Origin of the sequence: Proteiniclasticum sp., from assembly GCF_032054185.1 — a bacterium.
Classification (GTDB): domain Bacteria; phylum Bacillota; class Clostridia; order Clostridiales; family Clostridiaceae; genus Proteiniclasticum.
Genome location: NZ_DAMBTF010000026.1, coordinates 25,922 through 39,839, shown reverse-complemented (window position 1 = coordinate 39,839; position 13,918 = coordinate 25,922). Strand labels below are relative to the sequence as shown.

Annotated in this window: 12 protein-coding genes; 11 read left to right on the top strand and 1 reads right to left on the bottom strand. The window is 37.8% G+C overall.

Features of this window, described 5'->3' with window-relative positions:
• The first annotated feature begins 157 nt into the window (after positions 1 to 157).
• The 4 genes from RTX25_RS12375 to RTX25_RS12360 are packed head-to-tail and all read left to right on the top strand — an operon-like array spanning position 158 to position 4,643.
• Positions 158 to 1,912: an NTP transferase domain-containing protein gene (locus tag RTX25_RS12375; RefSeq protein ID WP_312654140.1), complete on the top strand. Its 1,755-nt coding sequence runs from the start codon at positions 158 to 160 to the stop codon at positions 1,910 to 1,912.
• A complete protein-coding gene (locus tag RTX25_RS12370) occupies positions 1,905 to 2,771 on the top strand; it encodes an NTP transferase domain-containing protein (protein WP_312654138.1) in 867 nt (288 codons plus the stop codon). The genes RTX25_RS12375 and RTX25_RS12370 overlap by 8 nt, the downstream gene beginning before the upstream one ends.
• Entirely contained in the window at positions 2,772 to 3,668 is an 897-nt protein-coding gene (locus tag RTX25_RS12365; RefSeq protein WP_312654137.1) for a phosphotransferase, read from the top strand.
• Positions 3,669 to 3,683: 15 nt separating this feature from the next.
• Positions 3,684 to 4,643 carry a DMT family transporter gene (locus RTX25_RS12360; RefSeq protein ID WP_312654135.1) on the top strand — a complete coding sequence of 320 codons (960 nt, stop codon included), beginning with the start codon at positions 3,684 to 3,686 and terminating at the stop codon, positions 4,641 to 4,643.
• Between the two features lie 124 nt (positions 4,644 to 4,767).
• Here the strand turns inward: RTX25_RS12360 and RTX25_RS12355 are convergent, their stop codons facing one another.
• Positions 4,768 to 5,793, bottom strand: a complete 1,026-nt coding sequence (locus RTX25_RS12355) for an LCP family protein (protein ID WP_312654133.1) — start codon at positions 5,791 to 5,793, stop codon at positions 4,768 to 4,770.
• A gap of 331 nt (positions 5,794 to 6,124) precedes the next feature.
• Between RTX25_RS12355 and RTX25_RS12350 the strand changes: the two genes are divergently transcribed.
• From RTX25_RS12350 to wecB, 7 genes are all read left to right on the top strand, one after another.
• Positions 6,125 to 6,709, top strand: a complete 585-nt coding sequence (locus tag RTX25_RS12350) for a sugar transferase (protein WP_312654131.1) — start codon at positions 6,125 to 6,127, stop codon at positions 6,707 to 6,709.
• Positions 6,710 to 6,770: 61 nt separating this feature from the next.
• Positions 6,771 to 8,174: an O-antigen ligase family protein gene (locus RTX25_RS12345; protein ID WP_312654144.1), complete on the top strand. Its 1,404-nt coding sequence runs from the start codon at positions 6,771 to 6,773 to the stop codon at positions 8,172 to 8,174.
• A 9-nt stretch (positions 8,175 to 8,183) separates the two neighbouring features.
• Complete coding sequence (locus RTX25_RS12340) at positions 8,184 to 8,906, top strand: WecB/TagA/CpsF family glycosyltransferase (RefSeq protein WP_312654129.1); 723 nt, start codon at positions 8,184 to 8,186, stop codon at positions 8,904 to 8,906.
• A gap of 72 nt (positions 8,907 to 8,978) precedes the next feature.
• Positions 8,979 to 10,154 carry a glycosyltransferase family 4 protein gene (locus RTX25_RS12335; RefSeq protein ID WP_312654127.1) on the top strand — a complete coding sequence of 392 codons (1,176 nt, stop codon included), beginning with the start codon at positions 8,979 to 8,981 and terminating at the stop codon, positions 10,152 to 10,154.
• A 34-nt stretch (positions 10,155 to 10,188) separates the two neighbouring features.
• On the top strand, positions 10,189 to 11,106 hold the full coding sequence (locus tag RTX25_RS12330) for a glycosyltransferase family A protein (RefSeq protein ID WP_312654125.1): 918 nt from the start codon (positions 10,189 to 10,191) through the stop codon (positions 11,104 to 11,106).
• A 147-nt stretch (positions 11,107 to 11,253) separates the two neighbouring features.
• Positions 11,254 to 12,480 (top strand): nucleotide sugar dehydrogenase, encoded by a 1,227-nt coding sequence (locus RTX25_RS12325; RefSeq protein WP_312654123.1) that lies wholly within the window; start codon positions 11,254 to 11,256, stop codon positions 12,478 to 12,480.
• A gap of 43 nt (positions 12,481 to 12,523) precedes the next feature.
• A complete protein-coding gene (gene wecB / locus RTX25_RS12320) occupies positions 12,524 to 13,645 on the top strand; it encodes a non-hydrolyzing UDP-N-acetylglucosamine 2-epimerase (protein WP_312654121.1) in 1,122 nt (373 codons plus the stop codon).
• Positions 13,646 to 13,918: the final 273 nt, after the last annotated feature.

The following is a 13,918-nucleotide window of genomic DNA, read 5'->3' as shown; positions in this document are numbered from 1 at the left end:
CTTCCACTTCATCATTATTCTTTCTCCTAACCGGAAGTTACTTTTACAATTAAGGTTAAAAACATAATCAATATCATTGATTCTAAAACGATTGATAATACACTATAGATAAAGTATACTTATAAATGTGTTCACAGAATGTAAAATGAGGTGCTTTATGAACTGCTATGAAAATTCAGTATTGCTGGCGTTGATGAGAGGTAAATACAAGTCACAACGAGAGCTTTCTCTAGCCTGTAAACTTTCGCTGGGATTAGTTAATAAAACAATAAACAACCTTCTGTCGAATGGTTACATAGACAGTCAATTAACTGTGAGAGAGAATAACATAAATGAAGTAAAATTTACCAAACCAGAGCGGGCAATCATACTTGCCGCCGGGTATGGGATGAGAATGATTCCTATTGGAACTGATGTGCCTAAGGCTCTTTTAGAAGTGAAATCAGAACTGTTAGTTGAAAGACAAATAAGACAACTAAAAGAAAAGGGAATAAATGAAATTTATATTGTAGTAGGGTATTTAAAAGAGATGTTTGACTACTTAGTCGAAAAATATGGCGTACACATTATTTTGAATGAAAACTATCATTCTAGTAATAATCTCTATTCTCTTTATTTAGTTGCAGATAAACTGAATAATACATATGTTATTCCTAGTGATATTTACAGCTATATCAACCCTTTTGACACGATAGAGTTATCATCGTGGTATATGATGGGAAGCGAAAAGATTACAGGTACTGGTCTCAAGGTTAATCGTAATGGAGTCATCCAGTTTATCAGCGGTAAAGAAGAAGGAAATCGAGTACTCGGAATAGCCTACATAAACGATTCATCGGGTGATAAGCTTCGGAAAAACATCTATAAGATTATAGATGACAATCAATACCTGAACTCATTTTGGGAAGAAGCAGTCTTTAACGACCCTGATCCAGTTCTTTATCCAAGGTTAGTCAGCGATGAAGAAGTAATAGAAATTAATACGTATGCAGACCTAAGAAATGCAGATGAACAGTCAGACCATCTACAATCAGACATAATAAAGCTGATCACTGAAGAAATGAGCTGCAGTAAAGAAGATATTACAGATATTAAAGTAATGAAAAAAGGGATGACCAACCGGTCGTTTCAATTCACAGTCTTTGAGAAAACATATATTATGCGAGTACCTGGAGAAGGAACTGAGCAGTTAATAAATCGCAGGAATGAGTTTGTTAATTATCAGATAATTAAAGATAAATACATTTCTGATAATGTTGTTTATATATCAGAAAATAATGGATATAAAATAACGGAATTCTGGCATGATACTCGAGAGTGTAACCCAGAGGATAAAGAAGACGTTAAAAGGTGCATGGCTTATCTCAGAAATTTTCATCAAAGTAACTTTGAAGTTCCTCATGAATTCGATCTGTTCAGGAATATCGATTATTATGAAAGCTTGTGGAAAACGGAAACTCTCTATAAGGATTATAAAGACATCAAACATAATGTATTAGGTTTGAAAGGATTTATTGAGGCTAATATTCAAGAGAAGGTTCTTGCACATATTGATTCAGTTCCGGATAATTTCCTCTTCACAGAACATGGCATTAAACTGATTGACTGGGAGTATGCAGGGATGCAAGATCCACATGTGGATATTGCCATGTTTGCGATTTATTCACTATATGAATTAGAGCAGATAGACGAGCTCATTGAGTTGTATTTCGAATATAAGGTGGAAGAAACAATACGTATGAAGATATATGGATATATTGCAGTATGTGGGCTGTTATGGAGTAATTGGTGTGAATATAAAAGAATGCTGGGGGTTGAGTTCGGAGAATATTCCATGAAGCAGTATCGTTATGCCAAGGAGTTCAGCAGTATTGTTGGAAAATATATAAGAGAGGAATGGAATTATGCATAGAATTGTGAATGCAGTTATCTTGGCAGCGGGATTTTCTTCAAGGTTTGCACCGTTGTCATTTGAAAAACCAAAAGCACTGCTTGAAGTTAAGGGGCAGGTGCTGATAGAAAGGCAGATTGAACAGCTTAAGGAAGCTGGCATCAATGATATTACCATAGTTGTGGGGTACAAAAAGGCGATGTTTGAGTACTTGAAAGACAAGTATTCAGTGGAACTTATTGTAAATGATGAATTCTCAGTTAAAAACAACCTTTCATCCATTTATAGAGTGAAGCATAAACTGAGAGATACATATATATGTTCAGCAGACAACTATTTTACCAGGAATGTGTTTTCAGAAAACCATGAAGGAGCATATTATTCTGCTGAATATATACAGGGTGATACTGAAGAGTGGTGCATGGGAACAGATATAAATGATCGAATTACAGAGGTTGAAATTGGCGGAAAAGATGCCTGGTATATGATTGGACATGCATACTTTTCAGAAGAATTCTCTAAGGCATTTATACCGATAATAGAAGAAGAATACGCTAAAGAAGAATCATCAAATCTTCTGTGGGAACATGTTTTCATCAAGCATCTTGATTCTTTGCACATGAAGATAAAGAAGTATCCTTCTGATATTATAAAAGAGTTTGACTCACTTGAAGATTTAAGATCCTTTGATGAAACTTACATTACAGATACCAGATCGACCATAATGAAAAAACTGAGTAAAGAACTAAACTGCTCTGAAAAAGAGATTAAGAATATCATACCCACGACAATGAATGGATGTGCTACAGGGTTTCAGTTTGGAGTCAGAAACCAGGAATATTATTATGATTATCAAGAACAGCGGATAGGAGAGAGATGAATGGAGAATTTCGAATACAGAATTAAATCGCTTTTTGAGGACGAGTTAAAAATCCCTTTTAATGATGCAAGTATTGTTAGGTTAGGTGGTTTAACTAATTATAACTACAAAGTTGTTGTGAACCATTCATCTTATGTAGTCAGAATTCCAGGTGTCGGAACAGAAGATCTGATTAATCGACATGATGAGTCTCTGACTACAGTAGTTACTAATGAAATAGGAATTGATGCAGAGAATATCTATTTCGAACCTAAGGAAGGTCTGAAGGTCTCAAAATACATCGATGATGCAATCACGCTAAATGAACAGTTAGTGAAAGATCCCTCGAATATGAAGGATATGGCAGGATTGTTTGCGAAACTGCATTCGTGTAATAGAAGTATCCCAGCGGTGTTTGATGTATTTGATAAAATTGTTGAATATGAGAATCTCCTGTCTGCAGAAACCGAAAACTTCTATTGGGATGATTACGAGGAAGTTCGAGAAAAAGTTTTTAGTCTTAAAAATATGTATAGATCATTCAACTTCGATACTGTCTTGTGCCATAACGACCCATTATGTGAGAACTTTATAAAGGGTTCGGACAGAATGTATCTGGTTGACTGGGAGTATGCTGGGATGAATGATCCGATGTGGGATTTGGCTGACGTGTTTATCGAAGGAAACTTTTCTGATGATGATGAAGCCTTGTTTAAATCCTTCTACTTCGGCCGTGCAGCTACCCCAGTGGAAGAGAAGAGAATCCTCATGAATAAAGTCTTCTTAGATTTTCTCTGGAGTTTATGGGGAAAACAGAGATACTCATGTGGAGAAGATTTGCTTGAATATGCTAATCAAAGGTATATAAGAGCAAAGGAAAATATGTCAAAAATAATGGTGGATACTTTAGTATCTTAATTTAGGGGGAACAAAATGTTCGAAGGTTTATTGGCTGGATTACTGTGGGGATTAGATACTGTTATTATTGGTATTGCATTATCAATGACTCCATTTCTTTCAACAGAGCAAGCTATTTTCTTGTCTCCATTTGTCAGCACTTTTATCCATGACTTTTTTTCTAGTTTGTGGATGATTATGTATATGGTCATTAGAAAAGAATTCAGTAAAGTGCTAAATGCACTTAAATCAAAAAGCGGAAAATTTATCGTCCTGGCTGCATTAATCGGAGGGCCACTTGGAATGACAGGTTATGTCCTCTCGATTAAATATATCGGAGCTGCATATACAGCAATTATTTCAGCAATGTTTCCAGCGGTTGGAGCATTATTTTCATATATATTCTTGAAGGAAAAAATGAAACTTTATCAGCTGGCAGGTTTATTCATCAGCATAGGCGGAGTCATTGCACTAGGTTATACACCAGGAGGCAGTGATGTTGATAACGTATTACTCGGATTTCTTTTTGCGTTAATGTGTGTAGTAGGCTGGGCAGCAGAAGCAGTAATCATTGCCTACGGCCTCAAAGATCCCAATATATCTGATGAACAGGCTCTTCAAATCAGACAGCTAACGTCTGCAGTATTCTATGCCATTATCATACTGCCTCTCCTAGGCGGGTGGGGATTAAGCTTCAACATTTTTACAAGCAGTACAATGCCTATTATCTTAATATCAGCATTATTTGGAACGACCTCATATCTTTTCTATTATAAGGCAATCAATAAAATTGGTGCATCTAAAGCAATGGCTTTAAATATTACCTATTGTGCGTGGGCCATTGTGTTCGGGTTCTTCATCCTGCAAGAATCTGTCTCTGGTAAGGACATATTATTTGCTGCCATAATTATTGGTGGATCAATTGTAGCCGCGTCTGATATTAAAGAGCTGTTTAAAAGGAATAAACAGAAGAATGAATTGAAGAAAATATCATAATAATACATGAAAAAGATGAAGGCAAGCAAACATTGAGGTTGGCTTGCCTTCATCTTTTTTCGGAAATGATACGTATAGAAATTCATACTGCAATGGATTGTTAAGTGGATACCCTGAGAATTGCCTATTGATCACTGAATATGAAATTATGCAGTTCATCTACAGTGTCATATTCATCGAAAACTAAAAACCATGATCCGTTGATCATTTCCCCATAGGAATGATCATCAGTTGGAAAACGTGACTGACTGATGTCACTTATACCAGCATTCAGTATACTGCTTCCAACCTTCAGCATATAGCTGGAAGTGATATTTGTTTCAACATTGGAGGCGAGTCTCCTGATAACTCCGGGTAATTCTATTACGCTTAAGTCAGTGAGTTTTCTGATGATCCCTGAGAGCACTGTTCTCTGCCTCTCAGTTCTCTCATAGTCTCCATCACCAACTTTTCTGATTCTGGAATATCCCACAGCCTGTACACCATCAAGGAGCTGATACCCGCTTTTTGTAATGAGAGAAAAGTTCAGACCTTCAACATAAGCAGTATCATTTGTATACTTGTTGACCATATCAATTTCATCTTCTTTTACATTTGCATAAATGCCACCAACTGAGTCGATAATGTTGATCAAACCACCATAATTTATGGAAGCATAATGTCTTATGTTTAATCTGAAGTTCTTGTTGATTGTGTGGATTGCTAGCTCAGGCCCGCCATAAGCATAGGCATGTCCCAGTTTATTATCCCCATAGTCTTTAATCGATACTCTTGTATCTCTCATAAGCGAGGAGAGCTTAATCTTGTTATTGACCGGGTCAATAGTCAGTATCATGATTGAGTCCGATCGTCCGGTTTCTTCATCAGATCTTTTATCAATTCCAAAAAGCAGCACATTTATAATTGATTTATTATTTTCGAAAATGTTGATCTCATTTTCAGTTTCTTCAGTAATACCTAAGTCTTCGTCTGTCTCTGGTATCTCCATATATTCAATTTCATCATATGTCTGAAGGAAATACCAATACGCACCACCAGCCAAAGCTAAAATGGTAATGCCTATAATAACTAAAATCTTAATTAGTAATCTGTAACTTCTATTGGTTCTATTAGATTCCAGGGATAACTCCTGATCAGAATTTCTTTTCATCTTTTTTCTCCAAATGTTTTTTCTAAGTATAATTCAAATTTCTTAAATATTAAATATTCTTCTTAAATTTTAGTGTGTAGAGAACATTCTTCATATTCATTCATGACATTACTGTTGATACAACATAATTCTCAATCAGTAAGAGTATCCATTCAAACTTAATGATGACCAGGTATGGCTTGCTGTATTATTGCGATAATTTAAAATGTTAATGAATATATTCCCGATTTTTTAGATTTACTTCATATCTTCGTGGTAATTTTTATGTAACACGTATGATGGAAATTATTATGATACCCATTACTAATATAGCAAAGTGAGACTGATGTTAATGAATAGATGGATTATGGACGCGAGAGTTTACAGGTTTTTTAAAAGGCTGATGGATATCATCCTTTCTCTGGTTTTTACTGTTGTATTGTCACCCCTTATGCTGGTCATCATATTAATTTTAAAGATACAGGGCGATGGTCCTGTTATTTTTAAACAGGAAAGGCTGGGTAGAGGTGGGAGAATATTTGAAATTCTAAAGTTCAGGAGTATGAGTGTACATGCTCCCAGTATTGCAGCAAAAGACATTGACGAAAAATCTTACGTTACACCTTTTGGAAAACTTCTCAGAATGTCCAGTTTAGATGAGCTTCCACAACTGATTAATATCCTTAAGGGTGAAATGTCATTTGTGGGGCCAAGGCCATTAATACCCAATGAAGGTGAGATCAATGTACTTAGAAAAAAGATGGGTATAGATACCTTAAGACCAGGGCTCACAGGATGGGCTCAGGTTAAAGCGCGTGATACAGAAGATCAGGATGAAAAGCTGAAACTTGATCTGTATTATAAGCTGAACAAGAATCTGATATTAGATGTTAAAATTATTGTGATGACAGCTTTTGCCATGTTTCACAAAAAGTAAGGAATACGATAAGACATCATGGAGGTGCCCTAAGGAGGACAAAAAATTGCAAGTTAGACAAATGATAAAAAATGACATCAGTCAGTTTAAAACCCTTAATGCATATACAAGGATTCTGATTGTATTCATTCTAATTAATCCGATTATTGATGTTATTACATCAATTGGAATCAGGGAGTACAATATTACCTTAAGTATCGGAATTTTACTCAAAGGCCTATTTCTGATTTATACGGTTATTGCATTCCTGAGGACAAGTAGTACCAGCAAAATAGATAAGATAGCGAAGTATATTTTATTTGCCTTTATTATTTATGCAGCTGTGCATTCACTTTTAAGTTTGCAGAGCTTTGGGTTTAGCAGAACAGTTTCAGGTGGAATCACCATGGTGAAAACCTTCTATTTACCCCTGGTTATACTAAGCCTTTATAAGCTTATTGATAAAAAAGATATCACATTACTCACAAGAGCCCTTGTTTATAGTGCAGCATTTGTGGCATCAATCATTGCTCTCTCAATGCTTACAGGAACAGATTACAATGCATATAAGTATGGTAAAACTGGAACAGTAGGCTGGTTCTTTGCAGCAAATGAAGTCAGTGCACTCCTTGGGATACTTACACCGATACTGATTTACTTCATCCTTGAAAAGCTGAAAGCAAATCCTGTGGTTAAGATTATGATCATATCTGCTTATACCTTTTTGTACTATCAGATCGGCACTAAGGTTGTGGCACTTTCTGTAATCATGACTGTATTTTATGTGATTGTTCTATTTATACTAAGGAAAGTGAAAGACAGGAAATTATACATTTTAAAGCCAGTGGTCACACTATCGGTTCTCTTTATCGTTTCCATGGGTCTCGTACCTGTTACGCCCATAGGGATCAATCTTAATCTTCATAATAGACTCATAATAGACCGATATGAGGATAATATTGATGAAGAAAATCCTGAAAGTGATGAAGACATTAAAAATGATTTTGGGATTGAAGAGATACTGGATAATGAAGAGGTCCTGATGAGTCTTGTATTCAGTGGACGCGATGAATACTTTACGATTAGAAAGTTTATTTACGACAGAGCGAGTACTACAGAGAAACTGTTTGGACTGACTCAGTTCGCTGTCACAAATAATAATCAGATTAAATCCTATATCATTGAAATTGATTATTTTGATATCTTTTTCAATTTTGGAATCATCGGTTCAATTTTTTACTGGGTGATTGTTCTGGGTTCGCTCGGATATGCAGTAAGAAATGCATTCAGAAACTGGAGAATTTTTGAACCTTCAAGTATCCTGCCATACTATCTGTGTTCAGTCATTCTGGCATTTGGTATCGCCATGTTTGCGGGACACGTATTTGTATCACCCTCTGTCAGTTTCTATCTGGCACTGATCATCAGCATTTTGACCGTAGAATCAAATAATAAGAACAATAAGAAGAGGTTATCTTTAACCTAGGAGGATACTATGCACAAAGAAAAAATACTAGGTCTAAATATTCTTGATACCACTTATGCTGAGCTAATTTCCAATATCAGAGCTGATATTGAGAGCAGTCAGAAAAGAATAATTGTGGCCATAAATCCTGAGAAAATAATGAAGGTTAAAGAAGATCCGTTCCTTGCCAGGTTCATTAATCAGGCAGATTATCTTATTCCTGATGGTGTGGGTGTTTTAATGGCATCCAAAAAACTTGGTGGGAATCTTAAAAATAGAATTACTGGTGTTGATACCATGGTTAGGATCTGCAAACTGGCATCTGTTAGAGGCTACAAGGTTTTTCTTTTAGGCGGCAAGAATGAAGTTGTTCGTGCTGCAAAAGATCACCTGGAAAAGCGCTTTAAAGGCATCCAGATTGTTGGATTTAAAGATGGTTACAATATCAATAATCAGGAACTGATTAAAAAAATAAATGACTCAGGAGCTCAGATTCTGTTTGTTGCCATGGGTTCTCCCAAGCAGGAGAACTGGATACAGGAACACAAGGATCAGCTTAACGTAAATATCTTCCAAGGCGTCGGTGGGTCTTTTGATGTTCTTGGGCAGTATGTCAAAAGGGCACCAAAGTGGATGCAGGATATGGGCATTGAATGGATGTATCGCCTGATCAAAAATCCAAGCAGGATATTCAGGCAGATTAATCTCATCAGATTCTACAGACTCATTGGAAAAGAAAAGAAGCAGCTGTAAGCACAGAGTATAGTGAAAGAAACAGGAATGCATCTGGATAAAAGATCTCAAGTTTGATTTAGGAGGACTGTCATGGTGAAGGAAGAGAATAACGAGATACTGGTAATTACGCCGGGGTATCCCAGCAAGGATAACCCCTACAATAATTCCTTTGTTCATCAGAGAGTTTTAGGGTACTTGGAGGAAGGAATCCATGTAGAGGTATTTTCTGTGCCTGGCAGTCCCTACAAGAAAAACATGGATAAACCGAGTGTGAAACAGTACGAGATTGATGGCGTTCCTGTATCAGAGGGAACACACGGAAATCTTGAAGATCACCTCAAAAAGAAAAGGTACAGTAAGATCCTTGTTCATTTTGCATGGAAGGGAATCATGGAAGTTGTACTGGAACATACAGGAGATACACCCCTTATTATATGGGTTCATGGAGTGGAAGCTCTGTCATGGAAAAGAAGACTGTTCAATCTTACATCCAGTCCAAAAGAAATCATAAAATTCATAGGGTATATCCCACTCAACAAAATACAGCTGAGGTTTGTCGGAAGACTGATCGAAAAACAAAACGACAGAGATATGACCTTTGTCTTTGTATCACACTGGATGAAAGAAATCCTGGAAGAAGATACCGGTGTAAGAAGCACCATAAAGAAGTACAGGGTTATTCCCAATGTAATTAACGACAAGCTGTTTAACTATGAGGAGAAGGATGAGAATCTGAGATACCATATCTTTAATGTGAGGCCTTATCACTCCAAAAAGTATGCCAATGATCTTATGGTTGACACCATAATTAAGCTAAAGACATACAAAGATTTTGAAAAGCTGAGGTTCAATCTCTATGGAGATGGAAGACTGTTCGATGACACCGTTAAGCCGATCCTTGGCTTAACAAACGTGAATATCCACAAAGGTATGCTGCCACAAAAGGAGATTGCTGCTCGGCATAAGGAAAATGGAATTCTTCTTATGCCCACAAGGCAGGATGCTCAAGGCGTATCCATGTGCGAGGCCATGAGCAGCGGACTTGTGCCTGTGGTTTCAGACAATACAGCCATTCCTGAATATGTCTGCGGGGACTGCGGATACCTCTGCGAAGGACCAGATGAAATGGCCAAGGCCATCATTGAGCTTGTGGAGAATCCCGACATTTTCAAAGAAAAGTCTAAAACTGCTTCGAAGTATATCATAGAGAAATGTTCAGGACCAGTTGTCCTAAAAGAAGAGGTCAGTCTGATCCTGAAAAAATAAGTAGTATGCTCAACTAAAAGAGCCAGGAGGATTTATGCGTTTTACCATAGCCATACCTACATACAACCGAAAAGATCTGATCAGTAGAACGCTTAAGAGTCTCGAAGATCAGACGTTCACGGATTTTGAAGTGGTCATCATAGATGACGGTTCCACTGACGGAACTGAGGAGTATATTAAAACGTACATGGAAGAATCAGAAATGGAGATAAGATACTTTAAGCAGAGTAACGGTGGAAAGCACATGGCACTTAACCATGCCATAGAAAAAGCCCAAGGTGATTTCTTTCTGATCCTAGATTCAGATGACTGGATGCTGCCTGAGGGACTAATGGTTCTCTCAGAAAACTGGAATAAGATTCCTGAAGAAAGACAGAAAGACTTCTCAGGTGTCATGGCAAGGGCAAAGGAGCCAAACGGTAATTTCATCGGAAAACCCTTTCCTGAAGACCCATTCATTTCATCCTATGTGGACTTCCACTTCATCTCAGGAATCAAAATAGGGCCTTTTAAGGACTGTGTGGACTTTATCAGAACCGATCTCATAAAGAAATACAGATTTCCTGAAGTAAAGGAAGCTAAGTTCGTACCTGAAGCTTATATTACTGACCAGATCGGGATGAACCATAAACTCTACTGCATTTCTGATGTGGTTGAAATCAAGGAATATCAGGAAGAGGGTATAACAAAAAATATCGATGGATACAAGATGAAAAATGCACATGGCATGATTGCCTATTATGAGATTCTTCTTAAAGAGGTATTTCCTAATGCAGAAGATAAAGTCCCAGTGGCGTCTAAAGTCTATATCTGGTATCGGTATCTTGAATTCATGTCTCTACTTAAACTTGAAGTAGACCGTAAAGATATGACCCTCCTAGGCAGAAGCGTTAAGATGGTCAGGCCCGTGATTGACAGATTGTACAAGATGAGAAAAGCAAGAGCGAAATAATTAAGTAAAGTAAAAAGCAAACTAAATAAGCAAAGAAAGTAAAGTGAAGTAAGTAATAGGATTCAACACATGAGTCTTAAAGGAACAGTTACTACGAACAAAGAAACATAAACCCTTATGCATAGCAGAGAAGGAGCGGGAACTTAAATGAAAGCAATAAACGTTATAGGACTTGGTTACATAGGACTGCCTACGGCACTCATGTTCGCAAAGAGCGGACAGAAGGTTGTTGGGACAGATTACAATAAGGAACTGGTTGATAAACTTAATCGTGGAGAGCTGACATTTGAAGAAGAAGGTATTGAAGATCTTTTTCAGGCAGCAAGAAAAAATGATATTGAGTTTACTACGCAATATCAGAAAACAGATCTATACATTCTTTCTGTCCCTACACCTTTTGTAAGGTCCAGCAAAAAGATTGATCCAGTATATGTGATTAATGTTGTCAATAACGTTCTGGATGTATGCGAGAAGGATGCAATCCTGATTTTAGAGTCCACGGTTTCTCCTGGAACCATGGATAACTTTGTTAGACCTGAAGTGGAAAAAAGAGGACTTGTTATTGGAGAAGATATTCATCTTGTCCATGCACCGGAGAGAATCATCCCGGGTAATATGGTCTACGAGCTGGAGTATAATTCAAGAACCATTGGAGCTGACTCCATGGAGATTGCTGAAAGAGTAAAAGAGCTTTACGCATCTTTCTGCAAAGCTGAAATTGTCCTCACGGACATCAGATCCGCTGAAATGTCAAAGGTAGTAGAAAATACATTCCGCGACATCAATATCGCATTTGCCAATGAACTGGCTCAGATCTGCCGAAATGACAATATGGATGTGTATGAAATCATCCGAATTGCGAACAGGCACCCAAGGGTTAATATCCTTAACCCAGGTCCCGGGGTTGGTGGACACTGCATTTCAGTTGATCCGTGGTTCTTGGTGGGAGACTATCCTGAGCTTACAAGTCTTATTCATGCGGCTAGAGACATCAATGATGCCATGCCGGAGTTTGTCAGAAAGAGAATGCTTACCATCATGAAGGAAAACAACATCACATCCCTTGAAAAAGTAGGGCTTTACGGCCTGGCTTATAAGGAGAACGTGGATGATGTGAGAGAAAGTCCTACACTTCAGCTTCTCACTATCCTTGAAGAAAACATGAATCCAGGAGTTAAGGTTTTTGATCCCCATATCAGACGGAAAATGGTTGATGGACAATGCATGGATTTTGAGGAATTCATGAAGGATCTTGAAATGATTGTCATTATGGTGGGACATGATCATATTAAGGAACACCTGGACAGAATTAAGCCTTTAATTATTTTTGACACCAAAAATGTGACAGGATTTGACCACGCAGAACTATTGTAGATTAATCTACTCGAATAAACATGTGCAGGAAAAGGAGACGGATATGAGCAGAAAAACTAAGGTTATGGTGATTTTTGGTACAAGACCTGAAACCATAAAAATGGCCCCTCTTGTTATAGAGATGAAGAAGAGAGATGAAATCGAAACGATCGTCTGTGTAACCGCGCAGCATCGCCAGATGCTTGATCAGGTTCTGGATGCCTTTAAAATCGTTCCGGATTATGATCTGGATATCATGAAAGCCAATCAGACCCTGACTGACATAACAGCAAGGGTGCTTATGGGGCTGGATTCTGTGATTAAGGAAGTTAAACCTGATCTTGTTCTTGTACATGGAGATACCACAACAACCTTCTCTGGAGCCCTGGCAGCCTTCTACAATCAGGTTGCCATCGGTCATGTGGAGGCAGGTCTTAGAACCTATGATAAATACTCACCATTTCCTGAAGAAGCAAACAGACAGTTTGTGGGAGTAATATCAGATATGAACTTTGCCCCAACGGAGAAAAGCAGAGAAAATCTCATTGCCGAGAAAAAGGATGAAAGAAATATCTATGTTACAGGTAATACTGCCATTGATGCGCTACAGACAACTGTAAGAGAAGACTATAGGCATGAAGTCCTTGAGTGGGCGAAGGGCAGCAGGCTAATTGTTCTGACTGCTCATAGACGAGAGAATCTGGGTGAACCCATGAGAAACATGTTTAAAGCGATCAAGAGAATTGTCGAAAAGTATGAGGACGTTAAGGTTGTCTATCCCGTACATCTGAACCCTAAGGTTCAGGAAGTGGCTGATGAAGTGCTTTCCGGAAATGATCGGGTAAGACTCATAGCGCCCATGGAGGTTCTAGATTTCCATAACATTCTAGCCAAGTCTTATCTGATTCTCACTGATAGCGGTGGAATCCAGGAAGAGGCGCCATCACTTCATAAACCGGTCATCGTACTTCGAGACACCACAGAGCGTCCTGAGGGTATTGATGCGGGGACACTGAAGCTTGCAGGAACCAATGAAGAAACCATCTACAGACTAATTGACGAACTTCTGTATGACGAAAATGAGTATCAGAGAATGGCTAGCGCCAAGAATCCTTATGGAGACGGTACAGCAAGCAGAATCATTACAGATGCCATCATAGAGAAGTTTAAAGACAAGTTGGATTAAAACTTCCAAGGATTCATCATGAAGTTGGTAGTTAAAGTCTTCGAGTAATATAGACATACAATCTGAAAGTTCGAAAGTTCGAAATGTCGGATTGGACATGATTGGTCATGAGTCACAAAAAGTAGAGCTATGGCAGTTAAATTAGAAGTATAATATTGTTAAGCAAATGAGAGAGTAACTTCTCTCATTTGCTATAATCAGAACAAGTGAATACCTTGAGAATCAGTATCATCTGAGTCATCAGGAGTAATTTTATGACAGTGGAGGATAAAA